Genomic DNA, 25,103 nt, shown 5'->3' with positions numbered 1-25,103 from the left:
GCGTGGGCGACAATGCGCGCTTCGTTGTCGGCAGGTGCCGGCCGATGCGCGCGTGCTGCGCACCGCGGCAACGTTCGGCGCGACGCTGTCGCGCCGGCGTCATCGTCGCCGCGCTCGCCGAGCCGCTTCGCCGCCTGTCGCGGCCACCATCAGGAGACCCGCCGATGTTCGACACCTCGCCCAGCCTGCAGTGCGGCGCCCACCGGCTGCTGCTCGATCGCCCACGGGTGATGGGCATCGTCAACGTCACCCCGGACTCGTTCTCCGACGGCGGTGCGCACGCCAGCGTGGACGCGGCGGTGGCGCACGGCCTGCGCCTGGTCGCGGAGGGCGCCGACCTGCTGGACATCGGCGGCGAATCGACCCGTCCGGGCGCGACCCCGGTGCCGGTGGAGGAGGAACTGCGGCGGGTGATCCCGGTGATCGAGCGGCTGGCCGCGCAGACGGCGCTGCCGCTGAGCGTGGACACCTTCAAACCGGAGGTGATGCGCGCCGCGGTCGCCGCCGGTGCCGGCATGATCAACGACGTGCAGGCCCTGCGCCAGCCCGGCGCGCTGGACGCCGCCGCGGAACTCGGGGTGCCGGTGGTGCTGATGCACATGCCCGCCGACGCCTATGCCGCCGGCAGCGCACCCGGCTACGACGACGTGGTCGGCGAGGTGCACCGGTTCCTGGCCGAGCGCATCTTCGCCGCGGAGATGGCCGGCATCGACAAGCGGCGCATCCTGGTCGATCCGGGCTTCGGCTTCGGCAAGAGCACCGCCGACAACCTGCAGTTGCTGGCGCAGTTGACGCGCCTGGTCGAGCTGGGCGTACCGGTGCTGGCCGGGCTGTCGCGCAAGCGCAGCATCGGCGAGCTGACCGGGCGCGAGGCGCCGGAACAGCGGGTGGCCGGCTCGGTCGCCGCGCATCTGCTGGCCGCGCAACGTGGCGCAATGCTGCTGCGCGTGCACGACGTCGCCGCCACCGTCGACGCGCTGAAGGTCTGGCAGGCCCTGCAGGCGGTGCCGTTGCCGCGCGCCGCCAACGCATCCGCCGCGGCGACGCTGCGCTGGCCGGACGAGGACTGATGGCGGCCGACCGGCGCCCGCGCGCGATCGCGCTGATGGGCCCGACCGCCTCGGGCAAGACCGCCGCGGCGATCGCCCTGGCCGAACGCTGCGGCGGCGAGATCGTCAGCGTCGATTCGGCGCTGGTCTACCGCGGCCTGGACATCGGTGCGGCCAAGCCCGATGCGGCCGAGCGCGCGCGCGTGCCGCACCACCTGCTGGACCTGCGCGATCCCTGGCAGACGTATTCGGCGGCCGAGTTCGCCGCCGATGCCCGCGCGGCGCTGGAGGCGATCGTCGCCCGCGGCCGCCTGCCGATCCTGGCCGGCGGTACCGGCCTGTACTTCCAGGCGTTGCTGGAGGGACTGGCGCCGATGCCGGCGGCCGACCCGCAATTGCGCGCGGCGCTGGCCGCGCAAGCGCAGGCCGAGGGCTGGGCGGCGCTGCACGCGGAACTGCAGCGGATCGATCCGCTGGCGGCGCAGCGGATCCGCCCCGGCGACGCGCAGCGCATCCAGCGTGCGCTGGAGGTGTACCGACTCAGCGGTCGGCCGATCAGTGCCTGGCAGGCGGATCCGGGGCCGCCGCGGCTGCCGCTGCGGGTGCTCAAGCTGGTGCTGGCGCCGGCCGAGCGCGCCGTGCTGCACGGGCGCATCGAGGCCCGCTTCGACATGATGCTGGGGCAGGGCTTCCTCGACGAAGTGCGCGCCTTGCGCGCGTTGCCGCAGATGCAGGCGGTGGCGCAGCCGCTGGCGCTGCCGGCGGTGCGCGCGGTCGGCTACCGCCAGGCCTGGGAGTACCTGGACGGCATCGGCGATGCGGCGGACTTCCGCGCCCGCGCCATCGTCGCCACCCGGCAACTGGCCAAGCGCCAGTTCACCTGGCTGCGCGGCGAGCAGGATGCCCGCTGGTTCGACCCCGCGAATGACGCCGGGCGCCTGCAGGCGGCCCTGGACGCCTTCCTCGGCTGATCCGGCGGCCGGCCGCGCTGTGCTGGCGCCCGCGGTTGTGTAACATCGACGTTCCGGACCACGGCAGGGGAGCTGCAGTGCCGTCCCGGACAATAAAAACAATAATCTGGGAGTCAAGCATGTCCAAGGGGCAATCCTTGCAGGATCCTTTCCTCAACGCGTTGCGTCGCGAACGGGTCCCTGTCTCGGTGTATCTGGTCAACGGCATCAAGCTGCAGGGCACGATCGAGTCGTTCGATCAGTTCGTGGTCCTGCTGCGCAATACCGTCAGCCAGATGGTCTACAAACACGCCATTTCCACCGTGGTACCGGCGCGCAACGTACGCGTGGGGCCGGGCGGCGGTTATGTGCAGCAGAACGAAGGTGGCAGTGCGGGTGATGACGAAGTCGAGTAGTTCGGTGGTGAAGAGCGGAGCCGCGGGTGTTTGATCGGTCCCGCCGCGGCGAACACGCACTGCTGATCCAGCCCTACGCGGGCGGTCCGTTGGAAGACGATGTGCTGGAGGAGTTCGCCGACCTGGCGCGCTCGGCCGGCGCCAGCATCGCCGCCACCGTGACGGCGCGCATCGACAAGCCGAGTCCGGCGACGTTGATCGGCAGCGGCAAGCTGGAGGAGGTCAAGGCCGCCGCCGATGCCAGCGGCGCCGATCTGGTCCTGGTCAACCACGCGCTCAGCCCCGGCCAGGAGCGCAACCTGGAGAAATACCTGGAGCGGCGCGTGATCGACCGCACCGGGTTGATCCTGGACATCTTCGCCCAGCGCGCGCGCAGCCACGAAGGCAAGCTGCAGGTCGAGCTGGCCCAGTTGCGGCACATGGCCACGCGGCTGGTGCGCGGCTGGACCCACCTGGAGCGCCAGCGCGGCGGTTCGATTGGCCTGCGCGGCCCCGGCGAAACCCAGCTGGAAACCGACCGCCGCCTGCTGCAGAAGCGCGTGGAGCAGTTGCAGAAGCGGCTGGAGAAGGTCGAGGTGCAGCACACCCAGATGCGCCGCGCGCGGGTGCGCAGCGAGCTGCCGCGGATCGCAGTGGTGGGCTACACCAATGCCGGCAAGTCGACCCTGTTCAACGCCCTGACCGGCGCCGAGGCCTACGCCGCCGACCAGCTGTTCGCGACCCTGGACCCGACCGTGCGGCGCATCGCGCTGCCCGGCGGCAACGCCATGCTGGCCGATACCGTCGGCTTCGTGCGCAACCTGCCGCACGAACTGGTCGCGGCGTTCCGCTCGACCCTGTCCGAAGCGCGCGAGGCGGATCTGCTGCTGCACGTGGTCGACGCCGCCGATCCGCTGCGCGAGGAACGCATCGCCCAGGTTGACGAGGTGCTGCACGCGGTCGGCGCCGGCGAACTGCCGCAGTTGCTGGTGTTCAACAAGATCGACCGCATCGAGGGCGCCGAGGTGCGTCACGATGCGCAGGACGGCGTGCCGGACACGGCGCGGCGCGAGCGGGTGTGGATCTCCGCCCGCGACGGCCGCGGCCTGGACCTGCTGCAGCACGTGCTCGGCCAGCGGCTGGGCCTGCGCCACGTGCAGGGCAGCCTGCGCCTGCCGCCGAGCGCCGGACGCCTGCGCTCGCAACTGCACCAGTTGCAGGTGATCCGCAGCGAGCAGGCCGACGAGGACGGCTGGCTGCTGCAGGTGGACATCCCGATCACCGAGGCCGAGCGCCTGGCTGCCACCGCCGATGGCGCGCCGATCCGGGCGCTGCTGCCGCCGCGCGAGCAGGAGGAGTGGCAACAGCGCTGAGTGGCGCGTCGACGTCGTGCGGTCGATGCCGATTGGCGGATCGGCGTGGCGGCGGGACAAGCGCCGCGTTGGCTGACGGCCGGCCATCCGTCGGCACGCGCAGGCGCGACAGCCACGGCGAATTGGGCTACAAAGCGCACTGGTTTCCCGAGCTGTGCCATGACGCTTCCCACCGATTCGGAGTTGTTGCAACAGGCCACCGCGCTCAGCGATCGCTTGCGCACCGCGCGCGAGCGCCTGGTCACCGCCGAAAGCTGCAGCGGCGGCTGGATCGCCAAGGTGATGACCGACGTCGCCGGATCCTCGGCCTGGTTCGACTGCGGCATCGTCGCCTACAGCTACGAGGCCAAGCAGGCGCTGCTGGGCGTGCGCCCGCAGACGCTCGAGCATCACGGCGCGGTCAGCCGCGAGACGGTGATCGAAATGGTCTCCGGCGCGCTGGTCAATTCCGGCGCCAGCGTCGCGGTCGCGGTGACCGGCATCGCTGGCCCCGGCGGCGGCTCGGCGGACAAGCCGGTCGGCAGCGTCTGGCTGGGCTGGAAGCGTCGCGGCGGCTACGCCAGCGCGCAGTTGTTCCAGTTCCCGGGCGACCGCGATGCCGTGCGCCGGCAGACCGTGGCGGCGGCCCTGCGCGGCCTGGACGCGCTGTTGTGAGCGTGGCCGCGCGCCTGCGTCGAGGATGAGCGCGATGTGGGAGGCGCTGAGCACCGTCCGCGACCTGGGACGCCTGCAGGAAATCGCCTCGGTGCTGATCCGCTACGGGTTCGGCGACGTGGTCCGGCGCATCGGCATGGCCGACGTGCTGGAACGCGCCGGGCGCCTGTTGCACTGGCACAACGCCGAGGAACTGCTGCGGATGTCGGCGCCGCAGCGGGTGCGGCGCGCCCTGCAGGACCTCGGCCCGACCTTCGTCAAGCTCGGCCAGGTGCTGGCCACGCGCGTGGACCTGCTGCCGCCGGAGTGGATCGACGAACTGGGCGAACTGCAGAACGCCGCGCCGGCGCTGGACTACCCGCAGATCCTGCCGCAACTGATCGAGGCGCTCGGCGAGGAGCCGACGGCGATCTTCGCCAGGCTCGAGGAAACCCCCCTCGCCGCCGCCTCGCTGGCGCAGACCCACCGCGCCTGGCTGCGCGACGGCACCGCGGTGGTGATCAAGGTGCGCCGCCCCGGCATCCGCGAGGTGATCGAGGCCGACCTGCGGCTGCTGGCGCGGCTGGCCGAGATCGTCGAGGCGCGCGCGCCGGACCTCAAGCGCTATCACCCGGCCGCCGTGGTGCAGCAATTCACCCTGTCGCTGCGCCGCGAGCTGGATTTCGCCGGCGAATGCCGCAATGCCGAGCGCATCGCGGCCAACTTCCAGGGACACGACGAGATCGTGATCCCGCGGGTGCACTGGCAGTGGACCTGCGAGACCTTGAACGTGCAGGACTTCGTCGACGGCATTGGCGGCCGCGACCTGGCGGCGGTCGACGCCGCCGGCCTGGACCGACGCCAACTGGCGCGCACCGGTGCCGACATCGTGCTGAAGATGGTGCTGGAGGACGGCTGCTTCCACGCCGATCCGCATCCGGGCAACATCTTCTACCTGCCCGGCGAGCGCATCGCGGTGATCGACTTCGGCATGGTCGGGCGCATTTCCGAGCAGCGCCGCTACCAGGTGGTGCAACTGCTGCACGGGCTGGTCACGCAGGACGCCGAAGCGGTCGCCGACATCCTGCTGGAGTGGACCGACGGCGAGGTCGAGGTCGACGAGGCGCGCCTGCACCTGGAAATCGCCGCCTTCGTCGACCAGTACCGCGGCGTGCCGCTGAAGGACCTGCGGGTCGGCGCCATGCTCGGCGACGTCACCGCGCTGCTGCGCCAGCACGCACTGGCGCTGCCGGCCGACCTGGCGCTGATGATCAAGACCTTCCTGACCCTGGAAGGCGTCGGGCGCCAGCTCGATCCGGACTTCGACATGGCCGGCGCCGCCGCCCCGTACCTGGAGCGGGTGATGCTGCAGCGGTTCGCGCCGCGGGCGATGGCCAGGCGCGGCCGCCGCACCGTGCTGGGCGCGCTGGAACTGCTTGGCGACCTGCCGCGCGACACGCGCCGGCTGCTGCAGGCGGCGCGGCGCGGGCGCCTGCAGTTGAACGTGGAGACCGGCTCGCTGAAGGGCTTCGGCGACCAGGTCAACCGCGCCGCCAACCGCCTGACCATGGGCATCGTCACCGCCGCGCTGATCATCGGCTCGTCGATCGTGATGAACAGCGTCGGCGGCATCTCCAGCCGCTGGCTGCTGGCGATCGGCGTCTGCGGCTTCGTCGGCGCGGCACTGTCGGGGGTGTGGATCCTGTTCTCGATCTGGCGCAGCGGGCGCTGAGTGCGGCGCGCGCCTTCGGGCATGGTCCGCCGCCAGGCCTCGAGGCAGCTGGCCTGGCATCGTGCCATTTCCACGGGAGCGCCGGCGCACTTACTCCCTTGTGGGAGGGGCTTCAGCCCCGACGCGAGGTACCCAAACCATTCGGCACACATCGCTCTGACGCTCTGTAACGACCTGGAAGAACGCGACAGGCCGCGACCCGCCTGCCAACGATGGTAGCCATCGCAGACTGTCACTCGGCCCAGCCTCAGCGGCCGGCGATGCTGCCCGCCGCTACCCAAATCCGCTCGCCAGTTGCTCGCCAGCCAATTTAGTAGTATTACTACTAACCATGGACCTGACCGAAACCCAGCAGGCGATCCTCGACCTGATCGCCGAGCGCATCGAACACGATGGCGTGCCGCCGTCGCAGACCGAGATTGCCCGCGCCTTCGGCTTCAAAGGCGTGCGCGCGGCCCAGTACCACCTGGAAGCGCTGGAGCAGGCCGGTGCGATCCGCCGCGTGCCCGGGCAGGCGCGCGGCATCCGCCTGCTCGGTGGGGCCGCCGCGCCGGCCCCTGCGCCGCAGGTGGACAGCGCCGACGTGTTGCGCCTGCCGGTGCTCGGGCGCGTCGCGGCCGGCCTGCCGATCGGCGCGGACATTGGTTCCGACGACTTCGTGGTACTGGACCGGGTGTTCTTCTCGCCGGCCCCGGACTACCTGCTGAAGGTGCAGGGCGATTCCATGCGCGACGAAGGCATCTTCGACGGCGATCTGATCGGCGTGCACCGCACCCGCGATGCCCGTTCCGGGCAGATCGTGGTGGCGCGCATCGACGAGGAGATCACGGTCAAGCTGCTGAAGATCGGCAAGGACCGCATCCGTCTGCTGCCGCGCAACCCGGACTACGCGCCGATCGAGGTGCTGCCGGATCAGGAGTTCGCCATCGAAGGCCTGTACTGCGGCCTGCTGCGCCCCAACCGCTGATGCCGCGCGTGGAGCAGGGCATGCACTACAGTGCCGGCCGGACTTTTCCGACCCCGGATATCGCCATTCGCCGCTGCCGTCGCCCGGTCCGGACGAATTATTTTCATCTCGCCACGCACTGTCTCAGTCCGTGCGATACCAGGCCCTTACATTGACCTCACTCCGCAAATCCTCCTCACCTTCCAAGGACACCACAATGGACGAGAACAAGAAGCGCGCGCTTGCTGCCGCCCTGAGCCAGATCGAGAAGCAGTTCGGCAAGGGCTCGGTGATGCGGATGGGCGATCGCGTCATCGAAGCGGTGGAAGTGATTCCGACCGGCTCGCTGATGCTGGACATCGCGCTGGGCATCGGCGGCCTGCCGAAGGGTCGCGTGGTCGAGATCTACGGTCCGGAATCCTCGGGCAAGACCACCCTGACCCTGCAGGCCATCGCGCAGTGCCAGAAGAACGGCGGCACCGCCGCGTTCATCGACGCCGAGCACGCGCTGGACCCGATCTACGCCGCCAAGCTGGGCGTCAACGTCGACGAACTGCTGCTGTCGCAGCCGGACACCGGCGAGCAGGCGCTGGAAATCGCCGACATGCTGGTCCGCTCGGGTTCGGTGGACATCGTGGTGGTCGACTCGGTCGCCGCGCTGACCCCCAAGGCCGAAATCGAAGGCGAGATGGGCGATCAGTTGCCGGGCCTGCAGGCCCGTCTGATGAGCCAGGCGCTGCGCAAGCTCACCGGCAACATCAAGCGCTCCAACACCCTGGTGGTGTTCATCAACCAGTTGCGCATGAAGATCGGCGTGATGATGCCGGGTCAGAGTCCGGAAACCACCACCGGTGGCAACGCGCTGAAGTTCTATGCCTCTGTGCGCCTGGACATCCGCCGCATCGGCGCGATCAAGAAGGGCGACGAGATCATCGGCAACCAGACCAAGATCAAGGTCGTCAAGAACAAGCTGGCGCCGCCGTTCAAGCAGGTCGTCACCGAAATCCTCTACGGCGAAGGCATCAGCCGCGAAGGCGAACTGATCGACATGGGCGTGGAAGCCAAGCTGGTCGAAAAGGCTGGTGCCTGGTACAGCTACGGCAGCGAGCGCATCGGCCAGGGCAAGGACAACGCCCGCGGTTACCTGCGCGACAACCCGCAGGTCGCGGCCAAGCTGGAAAGCGAGCTGCGCGAGAAGTTCCAGCCCACGGAAATCGCCCCGAGCGAGGCCGAGGCGGAAGACGACGACGCGTAATGGTTTTCTGCCGGGGGAGCGGTGGAGTCAGTGCCGCTCGTCTCCCTCGGCAGTCTTGAGCAAGCCAGGAGGGCGCGCGCCAGGGACGGCGCATTTTGAATCGGGGTGGCATCGCCCATGAGCGACGAACAGGCACAGGAAGCACCACGTCGGCGTCGCCGGCAACCAGAGCAGACGCCGCTGCAGAAGGCGCTGGGCCTGCTGGTGCGGCGCGAGCATTCGCACAAGGAGTTGACCCGCAAGCTGCGTGCCCGGGGGGTGGAAGCCGAAGCTGCCGCCGAGGCGGTCGAACGCCTGAGCGGCGAGGGCTGGCAGGACGATGGCCGCTTCGCCGAACTGCTGGTGCGCAGCCGTGCCGGGGCAGGCTACGGACCGCTGCACATCCGTGCCGAACTCGGCACCCATGGCCTGGACAGCGAGGCCATCGCCATCGCGATGGGCGCCTTCGAAGGCGACTGGACCGAAAATGCCCGCGATCTGGTCCGACGCCGCTTCGGCGCCGCCGGGGCGATGGACCTGCCGCAACAACGCAAGGCCGCCGATCTTCTGGCGCGGCGCGGTTTCGATGGCGACAGCATCCGCGCCGCGGTGCGCGACGCTGCGGAGGACTGAGCGGGCCGGGCCTGCTACCCTTGGCGAGTTGTCTTGTCCGGTTTCCGTGGCGCCCTCATCTACGGGGGAGTTCCAGGAAGCCCGTCCGCTCGTCTATAGCCAGCCCATGAACGCACCCGCCAAATTCTCCACCTCCCAGATTCGCAGCGACTTCCTCGACTTCTTCAAGGGGAAGGGCCACACCATCGTGCCGTCCGCGCCGCTGGTGCCCGGCAACGATCCGACGCTGCTGTTCACCAATTCCGGCATGGTGCAGTTCAAGGACGTGTTCCTGGGCGCCGAGAAGCGCAGCTACGTGCGCGCGGCGGACGTGCAGCGCTGCCTGCGCGCCGGCGGCAAGCACAACGACCTCGATTCGGTGGGCTATACCGCGCGCCATCACACCTTCTTCGAAATGCTCGGCAACTGGTCCTTCGGCGACTACTTCAAGAAGGACGCCATCGCCTGGGCCTGGGAGCTGCTGACCCAGGTCTGGAAGCTACCGGCCGAGCGCCTGCTGGTCACCGTCTACCACACCGACGACGAGGCCTACGGCCTGTGGCGCGACATGATCGGCGTGCCTGCCGAGCGCATCGTGCGCATCGGCGACAACAAGGGCGCGCCCTACGCCTCGGACAACTTCTGGCAGATGGCCGACACCGGCCCCTGCGGCCCGTGCACCGAGATCTTCTACGACCATGGCGCACATATCGCTGGCGGTCCGCCGGGCTCGCCCGACGAGGATGGCGACCGCTTCATCGAGATCTGGAATCTGGTGTTCATGCAGTTCGATCGCCAGCCCGACGGCACTCTGGTGCCGCTGCCGGCGCCCTGCGTGGACACCGGCATGGGCCTGGAGCGCCTGGCGGCGATCCTGCAGCACGTGCACACCAACTACGAAATCGACCTGTTCCAGACGCTGATCCGCAAGGCCTCCGAGCTGACCGGCACCGCCGACCTGGAGAACAAGTCGCTGCGCGTGATCGCCGACCACATCCGTGCCTGCGCGTTCCTGATCGTCGACGGCGTGCTGCCGTCCAACGAAGGACGCGGCTACGTGCTGCGCCGGATCATTCGCCGCGCCCTGCGCCATGGCTGGATGCTCGGCGTGCGCCAGCCGTTCTTCAGCAAGCTGGTGCCGACCCTGGTGGAGCTGATGGGCGAGGCCTATCCGGAACTGACCGCGGCCCAGGACACGGTGCTGCGTGCCCTGCAGGCCGAGGAGGAGCGCTTCGCCGAAACCCTCGATGCCGGCATGAAGATCTTCGAGGACGTCGCCGCCAAGGCGCATGGCGGAGTGATCGCCGGCGAGGACGCCTTCCGCCTGTACGACACCTACGGCTTCCCGCTGGACCTGACCCAGGACATCGCCCGCGAGCGCGACCTGCGCGTGGACGAGCAGGGCTTCGAGACGGCGATGGACGAGCAGCGCCGGCGCGCGCGCGAAGCCGGCAAGTTCGGCGGCGGCGTGCAGCTGCCGGCGGACCTGGTGGCGACCCTCGCCCCGACCGTGTTCCTGGGCTACGACAGCCTGCAGGCCGACGGCCTGCGCGTGGTCGCCCTGCTCAAGGACGGTCGCCCGGTGCAGTCCGCCCAGGCCGGCGACGCGGTGATCGTGCTGACCGACAAGACCCCGTTTTATGCCGAATCCGGTGGCCAGGTCGGCGATCTCGGCACATTGACCGCCGCCGGCACCCGGCTGACGGTCACCGACACGCAGAAGTTCGCGGGCCAGTTCCATGGCCACGTCGGCACGCTGGAAGAAGGCAGCCTGAAGGTCGGCGACCTGCTGGCCGGTCAGGTCGATGCCGAGCGCCGCGGCGCCACCATCCTCAACCACTCGGCGACGCACCTGCTGCATGCGGCGCTGCGCGAGGTGCTGGGCACCCACGTCCAGCAGAAGGGCTCGCTGGTGGCGCCTGACCGCCTGCGCTTCGACTTCTCGCACTTCCAGCCGATCGCGGCCGAGGAACTGGCGCTGATCGAGCGCAAGGTCAACCAGCAGGTGCGCGCCAACAACGCTGCCGAAGTGCACCAGATGGGCATGCAGGAAGCGCTGGATTTCGGTGCGATGGCCCTGTTCGGCGAGAAGTACGGCGAGCGCGTGCGCGTGCTGAAGATGGGCGACTACTCCACCGAACTGTGTGGCGGCACCCATGTCGGCCGTACCGGCGACATTGGTTTGTTCAAGATCACCAGCGAAGGCGGCGTCTCCGCCGGCGTGCGCCGCATCGAGGCGGTGACCGGGCAGGGCGCGCTGGACTACGTGGCGTCCGAGGAGGCCCGGCTGCGTGAGGCGGCCGACCTGGTGGGCGGCAACAGCCATGACGTGGTCGACAAGATCCGCCAGCTCGGCGACCGCTACAAGCGCATGGAGCGGGAGCTGGAGGCGCTGAAGGCCAAACTGGCCTCCGGCGCCACCGCCGATCTGGCCGGGTCGGCGGTCGACGTGTCCGGTGTGAAGGTGCTCGCCGTGCGGCTGGAAGGCTTCGATGCCAAGGCCCTGCGCGAGGCGATGGACCGCCTGAAGCAGCAACTGGGCGACAGCGTGATCGTGCTGGCAGGCGCCAGCGAAGGCAAGGTCGCCCTGGTCGCCGGCGTGAACGGCAGCCCAATGGGACGGGTCAAGGCCGGGGAACTGTTGAGCCACATCGCCGGTCAGATCTCGGGCAAGGGCGGCGGCCGCCCGGACCTCGCCCAGGGTGGTGGCGAGGACGGGCCCGCCCTTGCCCCTGCACTCGCCGGCGTCCCAGCCTGGGTCAAGCAACATCTCCCCTGAACACCCGAGCCGCGCGCCTTGCTGGCAAGGCGCGGCTTCCCGTAACATCACCCCTCTTTTCACCTTTCATTTGGGCGTCCCGCAGTGCGGGCGCCGTGCCGGTGAGACCCACCGGCTCCCTGGAGAATTTTAAAAATGTTGATCCTGACTCGCCGGGTAGGCGAAACCTTGATGATCGGCGATTCGGTCACCGTGACGGTGCTTGGGGTCAAGGGCAATCAAGTGCGTATCGGCATCACCGCGCCGAAGGACGTTGCGGTGCATCGCGAAGAGATCTACCAGCGCATCCAGCGCGGCGACGAGCCGAACTCCCACGGCGGCGGTCACGGCGATCAATCTGCCGATTGATGCGTCGAAAGGGTTTACCTGGGACCCCACAACCCGGTATTCTTCGCGCCCGGTCGCGGAATATCCGCAGCGCAGAAATCCGGAGTGATGCCCGAGTGGCTGAAGGGGCTCCCCTGCTAAGGGAGTATAGGGTCAAAAGCTCTATCGAGGGTTCGAATCCCTCTCACTCCGCCAGTGTCAAGGAAACGCCCGCAAATCAACGATTTGTGGGCGTTTTTCTTTTTCGCCACCTTGGACACTCGCTTGGACACTTCCATGCGAGTAGCGCACTACCTCACGCGCGGCGAGACCGGCCGCTACTACGTTCGTTTGCGCGTTCCTGCTGACCTGCAGGCACGCTTCGGGCGCAAGGTCATCAAGCGCAGTGCCGGCACGACGTGCGATCGCGCCGCGCTTGGCTACGCGTTGCTGTTGCAGCAACGCTATGCTCAAGCCTTCGCAGCCATCAGGAACGGCAGCATGGGGAAGGAGCTGGAAGAGCTCTTGAAGAGCCTGGAGGGCAAGTCGTCGCTTGAGCTGATCCTCAAGGACGTGAAGCTGCCGGGCGGCGCTTCGTTCGGACAGGTGGAGATCAACGACCAGAACGACTTGTCGTTGTTCCAGAAGCTCGCGGCGCAGCACGCGATGCCTGCGCCGTCGTCGACACCGTTTCCTCCGCGCCGAGTCGTCAAGCCCATCAGCGAACCGCGTCCGGTGGGGCTGACCCTCGCGGCTGCGCGAGACAAGTATTTGGTCAGCATCCAGGGCAAGAACACCGCAAAGACCATCGTCCAGAAGACCCGTGCGTTGAAAGACCTGGAAGCGTTCGTGGTGAGCCAGCGGAAGGGCAAGGGCAAGCAGTCGGTGATGCTGAAGGAACTGACGCGGACCGACTTCTCAGAGTGGTTCTTGCACGAGACTGCGCAGAAGCGGGTCATCACCTACATCACCAACCGTTTCTCTGCCTGCGCGGATTTCATCAAGTGGGCGCAGACGGCTGGCCACTACCCGCAAGGCGACAACCCGGCTTCGGGGCACGCCTCCGTGCCCAAGCAGCTGAAGAAGCAGCGGGCGAAGAGCCATGGCTCGCAGGCGTTCACCCCCGACCAGGTCAAGCGCATCTTCGACCCGGAGAACTTCGAGCAGTTGAAGGGCGATGCGGCGCGGTGGCTCCCGCTCATCCTGCTTTACACCGGCGCGCGCTCCAACGAGGTGGCCCGGTTGGAGCTGGAAGATTGCCGAGAGGAAGACGGCATCCCCATCTTCCACTTCACCTGGATGGGCGAGGACAAGAGCCTCAAGACCGATGCCAGTGATCGGAAGACCCCCGTGCATCCGGACCTCATCAAGCTGGGCTTGTGGGAGCGCGTGGCGCGGCTGAAGGCCGCCGGCGAGACGAAGCTCTTCCCGGAGCTCAGCTTCGACGCCAAGAACGGTCCCGCCGGCCGGACCCAGCACGCGTTCTCACGCTATCTGGTCAAGCTGGGCATCAAGGCGCGCGGCGGCGGCAGGGTGGGGCACCACAGCTTCCGAGACACGGTCATCGGCGCGCTGAAGGCCGCTGGGGTCCACCGGGAGATGCGGGAGGAATACACGGGGCATGAGTTGTCGGACCGGCAGGAGCATGCCCATGCGTATGAGACAGAGTTCAGTCCGAGCATATTGGCTGAGGCATGCCATAAGGCATTGGCATGGAGAATAACTGTCAAGTCACTTTAATTTTTTCAATTTTGTCGAATTTAGATCTCAAGGAGTTGTTATGGAGCCTGATACGGAAACTAATGACATGGATGGTCATGGTGCAAAGATTGATTCAGCAAGGAGTTATGACTTATGGGGTTGGCTGGAGAACTTTGTAGTTTCTCGTGGAAAGTATTTATGGGTGATCACGGGTGGGTTGGCTTTTTTGCTTGTGATTATTGGAATTCTTGCGGATATTAAAATTCTTTCTGTGATCGCTCAGGTTGTTCTTTTGGCGGGCGGGGGATTTCAGATTTTTCTTGGCGTTTACTTGACGCGGTCGCAAAGGGATTTTATCTCTGATTTTATCGAACAAGAAGAGGCGCGTCCTACCGTATTGGTTAGAGATGTTATGCTCACCAGGGAAATAATCAGAATTGTAAAGCGATTAAAGGAGTGTGGTCCTGGGCTTACTCAGGCGGAGTGGGATAGGAGGTTTGATTCAATCATTTCGCGTTATGAATCGCGAAAGAATAAACAAAAGTCTAAGTCTGGGGAAAGGTTGGACCTCTCACCTAAGGACGTCGCAAAAGCACTTCAGTCAGCCTTTACTCATGCTTTTTTCGGGACTCTTATGGCTTTAGCCGGCACCCTGATTGCAATTATTCCTGAAAGCTGGTTCTAGTTGGAAATAATCTTTGCAAAAATGGCAGTGGCGGCGGCTAGCCACGCTAATGACACTCCAATTTTTGGATATAGATTTGGACTTTTTTTCATTTGGGTGATTCTTGTTTAGGGCGAACATTCCTGGGTCTGTGCCTGGTCGGGAAATCGGCTCAGTGAATTGTGGCTGTTGGAACGAATTTAGGAGTGTCCAGCTATAGGCTGTTCCTTGTCATTGCAGTAGTTTCGTGAAGTAGGTAGGATCTATAGATCGAATTTTTAATTTGTCAATTGCCAATGACTCAGTCGTCTCTAGCCACCATCGCCACTGCTAAATCCAAGCTGGAAGAAGAGCTCCGCAAGCTCGAAGAGCAAGAAGCAACCCTCCGCCAAGAACAGGCCGCCTCGGCTGTAACCGAAATCATCGGCCTGCTGTCCCAATACGGTGAGCACTTCACCCCGAAGCAGAAGGCCGAACTGGCGGTGGCCATCGGGGCCAGCAGCCCGGGCCGTGGCCGCAAGGCTGCTCCCGCTCAGGCCAAGAAGGAAGTCGCTCCCAAATACTGGCTTCCGCACACTCAGGAAACCTGGTCGGGCCGCGGACGCACCCCCTTGGCGTTCAAGGCGTGGGAGGGCACGGCGGCCTACAAGCAGTGGAAGGCCAGCCACCCGGACGAGAAGTTTCCGAAGTATCCGGGGTAGCCCGTCTCGGACGTTCGTTGAAAAGAAGCCCTGGATCGCCAGGGCTTCTTGCTTTGGGAAACCGGAAAAATTCGCAAGCACTGTCTCGCTCTGTGCGACACATCTTCTGTCTACTCCTGCCGTGGCATGCATCGGATGTGGGGTGCTAGCCGCACGGGCTGAAAAATCAACCAGCGATAGAGAGAGAAATCATGGGTGACCTGCACTTTGACGCGAACGGAATTTTCAACGGAATCGTCGTTGCTCTGCTGCTTGGAGGAGGTGGTTGGGCACTGGGATGGGCAAGGATGCGGCTAGGCCTGATGAACGACAGGATTAGCCTCAAGATCCTTCGGGCTGAGTTGAACAAGGTATTGAGTCTTCAGCAGAACCCAGGAAAAGTTGCGGAATTTCTTCTCACCCAATTGCTCTGCTGCTTCGGAATCCTGGGGATTGGAATGGCCTATGCGCCGATGGCTTTCATGGACGGTGGAGCAAAGCTGATTGGGCCAATCTTGGCCATCCTTGGATTGGGCATCTATACCTGTGTCGTCTACGCGATCGGCATCATCATTCGGCTGAAGAAGGGAGCCAAGTATGTGCAGCGCCAAGAGGCAAAAGTTGCGGCGCTTGAGGAGAGGCTTGAGCGGCGGAATGCGGTGAAGCAAAAAGTGAAGGACTAGGGCTTTGAAGGCTGTGAGGTTTGCGTAGGATTTTTCTGATGCCAAGGTCCGTGTTCAACTGATCACGAGTCCGCATCTCCCATGGCAAGCTGTCTCCATCGTCCAGGCCACTTCACCCACCATGGCTGGGGGACGGAGGCCAGAACCTCCACCTAAGCGCCGACGATCAAAGGCCCCGCACGCGGGGCCTTTGCTTTTCGCCCGGCTGGGCTGGGGGCCTGAGATCGGCCAAGCGGGTAGGGCCGCGGCTCGCCACTTTGCGGATGCATTCGTCCACCCCCGTGGACGGCGCCCCTCCGAGCCACAGGCGTTCCTTATCTGCTGGTAACGCTATTGTTCTAACTTAGATATCTATCCCATAAAGAGAAAAAATTCTCTAAGGACTGTTTTAACTTGTGCCTGACGCTGAGTGGGCGTGCTACACCAGCGGCGGCGGATAGGTCATTCGTCCACTAATGGATAATCCATTAGGAGTGAAATCCAATCGCGAACAAGGAGATGGTTATGCGATTCATTACGTGTTTTATCATCGTTGGTGGCTTGGCACTCGCATTTAATGCTGACGCTGCGCGGCAAAAATCAATTAATCGGATCTATTTCGACGCTTCAGGAAAGGTGATCGGACAGAACGCTTACTTTTGCAACAACAAGCATTGGCAGGGTGGGGATATTAGTTCCGCCATTCAGCTCAGCATCACGGGTGGCTGTGGGGACATCAGCGTGGTTTGCAACGGAAAAGGCGGCTGTCAGGAGCTACCGCCGGATTACAGTATTCAGGTCTCCCTTTCGGGAAATCCGCCCTTCAGCAAACAGGAGGCGTGCCAGTTGGCTGCCAATGCCTGCGATTTTACCGAACCCGAAATCGTGCCTGGTGTTGATTATCCGATTGGACCGGTTAATTAACTTGGCGGGTAATAGCGTTTCCGTCCAGTAGCTTCTCACGCTTCAGGCCAGCCGGTTGCCTTGCGTTGCCCTCCATCATGGCTGTGGAAAGGAGGTCAGAACCTTCAGCTGAGCGCCGACGATCAAAGGCCCCGCACGCGGGGCCTTTGCTTTTCGCCCGGCTGGGCTGGGGAGACCGGCTAGGCGGGAGGGGCCACGGCTCGACTTCACGGACACATTTGTCCAATCCCGTAGACGGTTTTTCTCAACCTCCGGCCGGCGCTTGCGACCCCTTCGGCCCAGCAGTAGCGTCAACCAGGCCGCATACCTCAAGGATCGACCGATGAAATCCTTCTCAGCGATAGTGATTGGGGGGGCCATGATGGCCGCCGGGTTGTCCCCGCTCGCCAGGGCAGCGGAGCAGCCGGCATTGAACCCGGCCGACGTCATCGAGGGCATGGGAGAGCGCATTCCTCCTGGCAAAGAAAACGTCAGCCTGTCGCCGCTCTTCAAAGCCTACGTGTTCGAGAAGGCCGGCCTCAAGTTCGTTCAGATCAACTCATTGCAGGATGAGGTCATCACCATCGTCGTGGTCACGCCTGGTGCCGAATCCCGCCTGCCGATCGGCTCCGCCGCGGGCCAGCCGTTGCTCGTGCTCAAGGGCGACGCGACCAGTTGAGCGGATGCTCCCGATTGAGCGGGACTCACTCGTAGCTATCCCTTGCCCGCAAAGAGAAAGCCCCAGGTGGTGACCTAGGGCTTTCGAGGAAACGCGTTGCGACGCCGGTGCGTGCTCAGCTCAGGTCGCAGTTGCTCGGCAGCTTCCACGTCGTCGCCGGCAGCATGTTTTTCACCGCGGACGACGCCGTGATGCCAACGTTGTTGGCGCCGATGAGCTCTTCCAAGTCAGCGATCGACACGATGTAGTCGTCCAGGCTGCCCAGACCGGTTTGGTTCGGAATGATCCAGCTGATGGCCTTCTCAGCGCCGGTGCTCGGGTCCGTGGTGATGATCGTCTTCCAGAAGTATTCCGGCGTGCGGATGCCGTGGCTCGAGAGGAAGTAATCATTGGATGTGTCGCCGAACACGACACCGCCGTAAACCTTCACCGGTCGGATATCGCGGTAGCACTCGGCGACATTTTCCGCGCTCACCCAGATGCCCTGATTGAAGCCCGACACCTGCGGCACGATGTTGGACATCAGGTTCGCGCGGACGATGTAGGTCGAGTTGTAATCCATGTGGTTGGACGTGACCAGGTGACCACGGTCATAGCCCGAGCGCACGCTGGCGTAGGACTTGGTCGAGGTCTGGCCGCCACAGCCGCTCGGCAGGGTGGTATCGAGCTTGAAGTCGGACGGACGAGCCGCGGAACCGGTGTCCGCGTTGAGCGAGTATTCGTAGCGCGTGGCGGTGTGCTCGGTGCAGTCGTAGGTCAGGATAAAGCCGCCCTTGTTGAGCGTGACGACCTGGGCCTGCGCTGCAGCGCTGGCGGTGGTGAACAGGAAGACGGCGAGGAAGATCCGGAATCGCATAGTGCACTTCTCCATATGTTTAGGCAGGCCGCACGAACCCAGCACGCACGGACAAGGGCCGTGCCTGTTGAGAGACGCGCGAGTTGACAGAGGTGGAGCAGACAGCCGAGACCGGCTCGAGCCGGTGTGGTGGGAGAGACGACAACCGCGCCCCTTTGCCACGGAGTGGCACGCGGTTGCGACATGTATCTAACAGCGAGCTGAGCGGGTCAACCGCGGATTGGCCAAGTTGTGACCAAGCTCCATGTGCTGGAGATTGCTAGATAAATGCGTTGAAGTCGTAACATCGGTGAAGCAAATGCCCCGGCCATTCTGCTTCTACAGCTGCCGCGGCTCCTGTCTCTATCAAAGCGTCGTGCGAGGACGGCAGCCTGCTAGAAAGTTCTACTTGGCCGTTAGCGAAGCTTTGCGTCCAGGTATTGAAAAATCGTGCGTGCGGAGTTGATGACCAGACACGCCTCATCGCGCTCGAGCAGCTCATCGTTCGCGTGAGCCAAGCTCGCATTGTTTCGAGCTGGATTGAGGCAATCCATGACATTGCTGAGGGATGAGAGCACCTTGATCATGGTGTCGGGCTGTGGGCCAAGATTCGTGAGGCCATGGTGTTGTTGCCGCAGCAACTTGAACAGACTCGTGATCGTTGCGCCGGGCGGGATCTCGATGTCCTGAGCTCGGCAGGCCGCTTTGAGGTAGGCGTGCATCGCGGTATGCACACGGTCTACCGCATGCGTGGGGCCGCTTGTGCCCATCAGCGTGGCCGCATCAGCTAAGGCGCGCTGCAACAGATCGCTGCTGATTTGGGGGCTGACTGTCTCTACAGATAGGCCGTCGGCGCATTGCTTTGCCAGCGCAAGAAGCTTTTGATAAGCGGCGGCGGTGCGCTGATGTTCGGTTCCCGGTGGATACTTCCGTGCTATCCCTCGCAAGATTGCTGCTTGCGTGAGCGCGGGTGACGTCTTTAAGACTGCGATGAAGCGCTCGCGGGTCGTATTGCCAGGGAAAGCTTCTGGGTCAAGATCCAGGTCACAGTAGGCGCTGTAAAACTCCTTGTGGGTCCGGTAGGTGAAGTCACCCAAGTAACCGCCCTCCACGCCGATGTAGCTGGATACGACCCAGTGGATTTCGGTGCTCCGAAGCTCGCCCATACGCCCCCGCCGGCAGCTTGCCCCGGTATGGATTGCGCGGGGCGTTGCGCGCATTATAGGGCTGGGCCGTTCGGGGCGGCGCACTTCGACCGCTGCATTTGGTTGGCACCTCCGCCCCTTTCCACAGAAGGGATTGCGATGGATCAGGTGTCAGGGCAAAGCACGGAAGAGACTTCTTCCCTACGGGGAAGCGGAACGCTGAAGGACAAGGTCGAGAGGGCCAGGCTCGAACTCTTGGATTTGTCTACGCGCAATCGGCTTCTTCATACGCCGCGTGGCGGTCGTGCTCGCACCATTGAGGTCGTAAACGAGCTCGCCAAGGCCATGTATCAAACTTTGGTCGTGGACGGCAAGCGTTTCACCTTCATTCCAGGCAAGCAAGACCCTTCCCAGCAGGAGCAGGGTGAAGGCTTGGATCTGAGCGAGATGCCATCTGAGTCCATTACCTATCTTGACGAGGAGTTGGAAGATCCAACCTTGGTTGAGCAGCCTGACTTTGAGTTGGACGAAGAAGGGCGCGTCCTGAGTCACTGGGATGCGAACCTGTCGACGAGGCTGACCTCATCTGGGCTGCAAAAGCGCTTGCTGGATCTCTACACGGATTCAAGAACGCTCCAAGAAGAGCAGGGCGTCAATGTTCTCTATCTAGCGGTTGGCTATCTGAAGTGGCGTGCTACTTCTACGCCGCAGACCGATCGCTATGCGCCATTGGTTCTAATCCCTGTTCAACTCGAACGCAGCACAGCGGGCGAAAAGTTCCACCTAAAGTGGTCCGGGGACGACATCCAAGCGAATCTCTCCCTTCAGTTGTTCTTGCACCGCGAGTTTGGCTTGCGTCTGCCGAACATCGAGGAATTCGAAACCCTAGATATCGATGCATATATCGGGTCTGTGAAGGAGATGACGGAAGGACGCATCGGATGGGATGTCTGCCCCAACGATGCTGTTCTCGGCTTGTTCTCTTTCGCGAAGTTCATGATGTATCGCGACCTGGATCCAGCCGTGTGGGAGAGCTTTGGCGGCATGCAGTCGATTGCGTCTCTTCGTGGCGTGGTGACCGATGGGTTCCCGGGCGCAGAAATCACTAGCGAAGACGCAAACGTCGATGAAATCATCTCCATCGAGAAGATGCTTCACGTTGTCGATTGCGACTCGTCACAGGCGCTCGTTGTCCATGACGTTCTGCAGGGCAACAGCATCTTGGTGCAAGGGCCGCCAGGAACGGGCAAGTCACAAACGATCGCAAACATCATCTCTGCCGCCATCTCTGAGAAGAAGAAGGTGCTCTTCGTTGCGGAGAAGATGGCTGCGTTGGAAGTCGTGAAACGGCGCTTGGACTACGTGGGTGTCGGCGTGGCGTGCCTTGAGCTGCACAGCAACAAGGCTAACAAGCGAACATTGCTGGAAGAACTCCGTCAAACGCTCAGCCTTGGCGATCCCAAGCGGGAGAACACTAAACCCATCATTGAGCAGCTCACTGAGCGGCGTGATGCGCTTAACGCTCATGCTCATCGCATGCACTTGCCGCTCCTTCCGTCCGAGCTGACGCCGTATCAAGTGTTTGGCCATCTGATCGGACTGCGCCGGCAAGGACTCACGACTCAGCGCTTTGTTTTAGAGGGACCTGTGGAGTGGTCCCCGCACGACAAGGAAGCGAGAGACGTTGTGCTTCAGGAGTTGGTGCAGCGCATTGGAGAGATTGGCGTGCCGGCCGAGCATGCCTGGAGCGGGGTAGGGAACGATGCGCTGCTCCCCAACGAGCGGGATCGCTTGATTGAGCTGGTCACCGCCTTGGCTGTTCGCTTGGAACAATGGCGGGACGCTTCAAGCAGCCTCCACCAAGCGCTTGACCTGTCGCCGCCGGAACGCTTCGATGATGTCCGTAGCGCCGTGAGCCGAGCGAGAGCGCTAGTGGAGGCGCCTCGCATTGGTGCCAGCGCCCTGACTTCAGCGTTATGGGAGGACCCGGAGCGCATTGCCGCTCAGTGTGACGCATTGGAAGCCGCGCAACGCTCTCTGGCGGAGGCCACCTCGTTGTCTGACACGCGGGCGCTGGAGGTCGCTTGGGAGCCAACCCGTGAGCGCCTGCAAAGTTTGTTGCCCTCATTCGTTCTTGGTCAGGAAGTAGCAGTCCTCGCAGCAATAAGAGCCAAGCTAGAAGGCATCACGCCAGACCTGGGGCGTTTGAGTCAGCTTCTGTCAGAAAAAGAGCCGCTCACGTTAGAACTAGCGATGCGGCTGGTAGCCATCGCTGAGCGAGCAACCAGCGTCCCGGAACTTGATCGAGACGCGCTGGTGGCCCACATATGGGATCGGGGCGTCGACGTTGTTGAAGAAACCGTCGTAGCCGTTGAATCCGTCCAGCAGGCCAAGGCTACGCTGGCTTCAACGTTCCGAGAGTCGGCTTGGGGCAAAGATAGTGCTGAACTCGAAACAGCACGAGGCCACTTGGCGACACGTGGTTCCAGCATCTTTCGGTTCTTCAGCGGGGATTGGCGGCGCTCGAATCAGTTGATTCGCTCCTTGCTCTCGTCACCCAAGCTCCCGGCCGAGGAAATGCTCAGCGCGCTGGATGTGCTTTTAGACGCTAAATCGGCTCAACGGAAGATTGCAGAGCGCGACGCACAGGGGCTTGAAGCTTTCGGCACCAACTGGCAACGCGAACGGTCCGAGGCGTCTTTCCTGAGGGGAGTGGTCGCCTGGATGCGCACCCTGCGCCCGCTGGGGAGCGGCGTCCGAGAGCGCTTGGCGGACATCGGGGACAAGGTGCTCGCCACAGAAATTGCCAAGCGGGTTAAGCCAGTGCTGGAAGAAATCTCTCGTGAGCTGTCGCCCATACACGAGCAATTTCTGACAGCCAACCGGGATCCCTGGGATGGAGAGGTCGTGGTCAGGCGTGTGCCGTTGGCCCTGCTGGCAGAGAAAACGACGCTATGGCATGACGCATACTCGCAGTCGCTCCTGCTCCAGGGTTCGTCGGAGATGACGGTTGAGAAAGCACTTTCGACCATCGATCGCATCCAGGAGGCTCAGGTTGCTCGTGCAGCTTTCGAGGCTATTGCCAATGAGGGCGAGCAAGCGTTTGGGCTGCTTTGGCAGGGACTGGCGTCCAACGTGGAGGAACTGCGGGGGATTGCGGGCTGGATGCTGGCCAATACCGACTTGCGCGCCTTGGCTGCGAGGACCGCCGAGCCGGAAGCATTGCTCCAAGCGGGAGAGGTGTCCATTGAGTCGGGAAGCCGCCTGTCGAGCGATCTCTTAGATCTTCTCGTAAGCCTTCAGTTCGAGGGGAGTGCCGACGTTGGCCGTGATCCAAATCAGGCGCCACTCTCGGCTCTGGCAATCCAGCTTGCACGCTGGCGGGCTGACCCAGAAGGGCTACGAGCCTGGGGCGCCTATCTTGCGATTGCGAACGATGCTCGGAAGAAGGGGCTTGGCTCTATTGTCGAAGAGCTCAGTCAAGGCGCCATGGATCCCAGCGACGCAAAGGGCACATTTGAGCTCGCCTACTACGAGGCTGTGCTTCAAGCCATGGTGCAAAGAGACCGCTCGCTTGCAAATTTCGACGGACAGCGACATTCACAGGTAGTCGCTAACTTTGCGCAACTGGACCTCGAGCGCATGAACCTGGCCCGCTGGCAGGTGGTTAAGACCCATCACTCGCAGATTCCACGCCAAGGGGGCGCCACCGGTCCAACGGCGGTGCTGATGGGCGAGATGGCCAGGAAGAAGGGCCATAAGCCCATTCGCCAACTTATGCAGCAGTGTGCGCCAGCAATCCAGGCGCTCAAGCCCGTTTTCATGATGAGTCCACTCTCTGTTGCTCAGTTCTTGCCTCCGGGAGCCTTGGATTTCGACATGCTGGTAATCGATGAGGCGAGCCAGGTCCAGCCGATCGACGCACTCGGTGCGATTGCTCGCGCCAAGCAGCTCGTCATCGTCGGTGATGAGCGCCAGCTGCCGCCCACCCGGTTCTTCGCGAAGGCGATGGGCGATGGGACAGAGTCAGAAAAAGATGAAGACGGTGCGCAGGCCGCGGACGTTGAGAGCATTCTTGGCCTTTGTAGAGCAAGAGGCCTCCCAGAGCGCATGTTGCGTTGGCACTACCGCAGTCGCCACCAATCGTTGATTGCGGTGTCAAACAGCCAGTTCTATAACAATCGTTTGTTCATTGTGCCGAGCCCTTTCAACAGCGAGGCTGGGGTGGGGCTGCGCTTCCACCATCTATTGGAAGCTGTCTATGATCGTGGAAATACACGCACCAATCCGAAGGAGGCCAAAGCGGTGGCTCAAGCGGCGTTGTTGCATGCTCAGACGACGCCTCAGTTGTCGCTCGGTATCGCGACGTTCTCGACACAGCAACGCCGAGCCATCTTCGACGAGCTAGAGGTCCTGCGCAGGCAGCATCCTGAGACGGAAGGATTCTTTGCTGGTCATCCCTCCGAGCCGTTCTTTGTCAAAAGCCTTGAGAACATCCAAGGCGACGAACGCGATGTCATCTTCATCTCCATCGGCTATGGCCGCGACAGCGTCGGCCAGGTCACCATGAACTTTGGCCCGGTCAGCAAGGACGGCGGCGAGCGGCGCTTGAACGTGCTCATCAGCCGGGCGAAGTCCCGTTGCGAAGTGTTCTCGTCCATCTCTGACGAGGACATCGATCCGGAACGTGGCAAGGGGAAGGGCACGTTGGCCCTAAAGCTGTTTCTCCACTATGCCCGCACAGGTCGCCTACACACCGCCGTGGAAGCGCGTGACGTGAAGCACAGCGTGTTCGAACAGGAAGTAACAGCAGCGCTGAGGTCGCGCGGGTATGACCTGCACACAGATGTGGGCATCGCGGGATTCTTCGTTGACATCGCTGTGTCTGATCCTCAGCGCCCTGGCCGCTACGTCCTAGGTATCGAGTGCGACGGTCAGTCTTACCGGGATGCAAAGAGTGCGCGGGACCGCGACCGACTGAGGGAGAGTGTTCTTAAGGACAAGGGGTGGCAGGTCTACCGGATTTGGAGTTCGGATTGGTTCCATCGCCCTGAAGCAGAGCTGGAGCGGCTCATTGCCGCAATTGAAGCGGCCAAGGCAGAGCCTGACTCGTTCGAAAACGAAGCCAGCCCGGTGCGCCGTGCGGTTCCCGTGGAGTTTGAGTCGGTGGAAAGAGGGGAGTTCGTAGAAATCGGGCTCGTTGGCGTAGAGTCGCTGCCTGCGGCTGATGCATACATTGAGGCCGAGTTTACCGTCCCGAGCACCCAGTTTGAGCTTCACATGTGCCCGGCCGGAAAGATGGCGCAGTTGGTCGCTCAGATTGTCGATGTGGAGGGGCCCATCCACAAAAGCGAAGTGGTGACTCGTCTACGCACGCTGTGGGGCTTGCAGCGTGCGGGGTCTCGTATCCAGCAGGCCGTTGACGAAGGCATCGCTTTAGCAGCGAGCCAAGGAACCATCGGGCTTGTCGATGGTGCCTTCCTGGTTGTCCAGGGCAGGGAGGTAAAAGTCCGCGATCGGAGCCGAGTGTCTTCTTTGTCATTGCGCCGTCCGGAGCTTTTGCCGCCGGGCGAAGTGGACATTGCCTTGATCGGAATCGTTAAGGAGAACTTAGGCGCCAAACCTGAAGAGCTGGTTCACTACGCGTCTCGCAAGTTCGGCTACAAGAGCACGAGTCCCCAGTTGCGGCGGCTCATTCTGGATCGTTGTGAGGCCCTAGTTGAAAAAGGACTTCTTGCACAGAAGCTCGATACGCTCTTCCTTCGCGAGTGATTGCCCCGCCTTGAGCGCTACAGCTATCGGCTAAGGTGGGGCAGGGTATGGAG

The 25,103-nt window shown here is 63.5% G+C and carries 20 protein-coding genes and 1 tRNA gene; 19 read left to right on the top strand and 2 right to left on the bottom strand.

The genetic code is table 11. The features are described 5' to 3' along the window. The first annotated feature begins 164 nt into the window (after positions 1–164). From folP to AC1PK7_RS12415, 18 genes are all read left to right on the top strand, one after another. On the top strand, positions 165–1,070 hold the full coding sequence (gene folP / locus AC1PK7_RS12500) for a dihydropteroate synthase (RefSeq protein ID WP_481098340.1): 906 nt from the start codon (positions 165–167) through the stop codon (positions 1,068–1,070). Continuing rightward, positions 1,070–2,020 (top strand): tRNA (adenosine(37)-N6)-dimethylallyltransferase MiaA, encoded by a 951-nt coding sequence (gene miaA, locus AC1PK7_RS12495; RefSeq protein ID WP_481098339.1) that lies wholly within the window; start codon positions 1,070–1,072, stop codon positions 2,018–2,020. Before folP ends, miaA begins: the two co-directional genes overlap by 1 nt. 119 nt (positions 2,021–2,139) lie before the next feature. Beyond that, on the top strand, positions 2,140–2,415 hold the full coding sequence (gene hfq, locus AC1PK7_RS12490) for an RNA chaperone Hfq (RefSeq protein WP_010341316.1): 276 nt from the start codon (positions 2,140–2,142) through the stop codon (positions 2,413–2,415). A 26-nt stretch (positions 2,416–2,441) separates the two neighbouring features. Next, complete coding sequence (gene hflX / locus AC1PK7_RS12485) at positions 2,442–3,767, top strand: ribosome rescue GTPase HflX (protein WP_267101276.1); 1,326 nt, start codon at positions 2,442–2,444, stop codon at positions 3,765–3,767. A 159-nt stretch (positions 3,768–3,926) separates the two neighbouring features. Then, complete coding sequence (locus tag AC1PK7_RS12480) at positions 3,927–4,421, top strand: CinA family protein (protein ID WP_010341314.1); 495 nt, start codon at positions 3,927–3,929, stop codon at positions 4,419–4,421. A 34-nt stretch (positions 4,422–4,455) separates the two neighbouring features. Beyond that, on the top strand, positions 4,456–6,132 hold the full coding sequence (ubiB, locus tag AC1PK7_RS12475; protein WP_481100892.1) for a 2-polyprenylphenol 6-hydroxylase: 1,677 nt from the start codon (positions 4,456–4,458) through the stop codon (positions 6,130–6,132). Between the two features lie 331 nt (positions 6,133–6,463). Then, positions 6,464–7,099 (top strand): transcriptional repressor LexA, encoded by a 636-nt coding sequence (gene lexA / locus AC1PK7_RS12470; protein WP_017910626.1) that lies wholly within the window; start codon positions 6,464–6,466, stop codon positions 7,097–7,099. Between the two features lie 196 nt (positions 7,100–7,295). Beyond that, the gene (recA, locus tag AC1PK7_RS12465) at positions 7,296–8,333 is read left to right on the top strand and encodes a recombinase RecA (protein ID WP_017910627.1); all 1,038 of its coding nucleotides are present in this window, start codon (positions 7,296–7,298) and stop codon (positions 8,331–8,333) included. Positions 8,334–8,450: 117 nt separating this feature from the next. After that, positions 8,451–8,945: a recombination regulator RecX gene (gene recX, locus AC1PK7_RS12460; protein ID WP_481098338.1), complete on the top strand. Its 495-nt coding sequence runs from the start codon at positions 8,451–8,453 to the stop codon at positions 8,943–8,945. A gap of 106 nt (positions 8,946–9,051) precedes the next feature. Further along, a complete protein-coding gene (alaS, locus tag AC1PK7_RS12455; protein ID WP_481098337.1) occupies positions 9,052–11,703 on the top strand; it encodes an alanine--tRNA ligase in 2,652 nt (883 codons plus the stop codon). Positions 11,704–11,838: 135 nt separating this feature from the next. Further along, positions 11,839–12,051 carry a carbon storage regulator CsrA gene (csrA, locus tag AC1PK7_RS12450; RefSeq protein WP_010341308.1) on the top strand — a complete coding sequence of 71 codons (213 nt, stop codon included), beginning with the start codon at positions 11,839–11,841 and terminating at the stop codon, positions 12,049–12,051. 81 nt (positions 12,052–12,132) lie between these two features. Further along, positions 12,133–12,225: transfer RNA gene (locus AC1PK7_RS12445), tRNA-Ser, on the top strand. Between the two features lie 69 nt (positions 12,226–12,294). Further along, entirely contained in the window at positions 12,295–13,749 is a 1,455-nt protein-coding gene (locus AC1PK7_RS12440; RefSeq protein WP_481098336.1) for a DUF6538 domain-containing protein, read from the top strand. 40 nt (positions 13,750–13,789) lie between these two features. Then, on the top strand, positions 13,790–14,395 hold the full coding sequence (locus tag AC1PK7_RS12435; RefSeq protein WP_481098335.1) for a hypothetical protein: 606 nt from the start codon (positions 13,790–13,792) through the stop codon (positions 14,393–14,395). Between the two features lie 275 nt (positions 14,396–14,670). Beyond that, complete coding sequence (locus AC1PK7_RS12430; protein ID WP_481098334.1) at positions 14,671–15,075, top strand: H-NS family nucleoid-associated regulatory protein; 405 nt, start codon at positions 14,671–14,673, stop codon at positions 15,073–15,075. A 191-nt stretch (positions 15,076–15,266) separates the two neighbouring features. Continuing rightward, positions 15,267–15,737 carry a hypothetical protein gene (locus tag AC1PK7_RS12425; RefSeq protein ID WP_320745258.1) on the top strand — a complete coding sequence of 157 codons (471 nt, stop codon included), beginning with the start codon at positions 15,267–15,269 and terminating at the stop codon, positions 15,735–15,737. A gap of 504 nt (positions 15,738–16,241) precedes the next feature. Next, positions 16,242–16,640, top strand: a complete 399-nt coding sequence (locus AC1PK7_RS12420) for a hypothetical protein (protein WP_481098333.1) — start codon at positions 16,242–16,244, stop codon at positions 16,638–16,640. 322 nt (positions 16,641–16,962) lie between these two features. Continuing rightward, the gene (locus AC1PK7_RS12415; RefSeq protein WP_481098332.1) at positions 16,963–17,298 is read left to right on the top strand and encodes a hypothetical protein; all 336 of its coding nucleotides are present in this window, start codon (positions 16,963–16,965) and stop codon (positions 17,296–17,298) included. Positions 17,299–17,413: 115 nt separating this feature from the next. Here AC1PK7_RS12415 and AC1PK7_RS12410 read toward each other — a convergent pair whose 3' ends face one another. Further along, positions 17,414–18,154, bottom strand: a complete 741-nt coding sequence (locus AC1PK7_RS12410) for a DNA/RNA non-specific endonuclease (protein WP_295964745.1) — start codon at positions 18,152–18,154, stop codon at positions 17,414–17,416. A 395-nt stretch (positions 18,155–18,549) separates the two neighbouring features. Further along, positions 18,550–19,299, bottom strand: a complete 750-nt coding sequence (locus AC1PK7_RS12405; RefSeq protein WP_267102445.1) for an abortive infection family protein — start codon at positions 19,297–19,299, stop codon at positions 18,550–18,552. A 138-nt stretch (positions 19,300–19,437) separates the two neighbouring features. Here AC1PK7_RS12405 and AC1PK7_RS12400 point away from each other — a divergent pair, with 138 nt between their 5' ends. Then, positions 19,438–25,050 (top strand): DUF3320 domain-containing protein, encoded by a 5,613-nt coding sequence (locus AC1PK7_RS12400; RefSeq protein WP_481098331.1) that lies wholly within the window; start codon positions 19,438–19,440, stop codon positions 25,048–25,050. The last annotated feature ends 53 nt before the right edge of the window (positions 25,051–25,103 follow it).

The sequence above is a fragment of the Xanthomonas sp. NCPPB 3174 genome (assembly GCF_056725205.1).
This window is presented reverse-complemented; position numbering and strand designations above follow the sequence as displayed.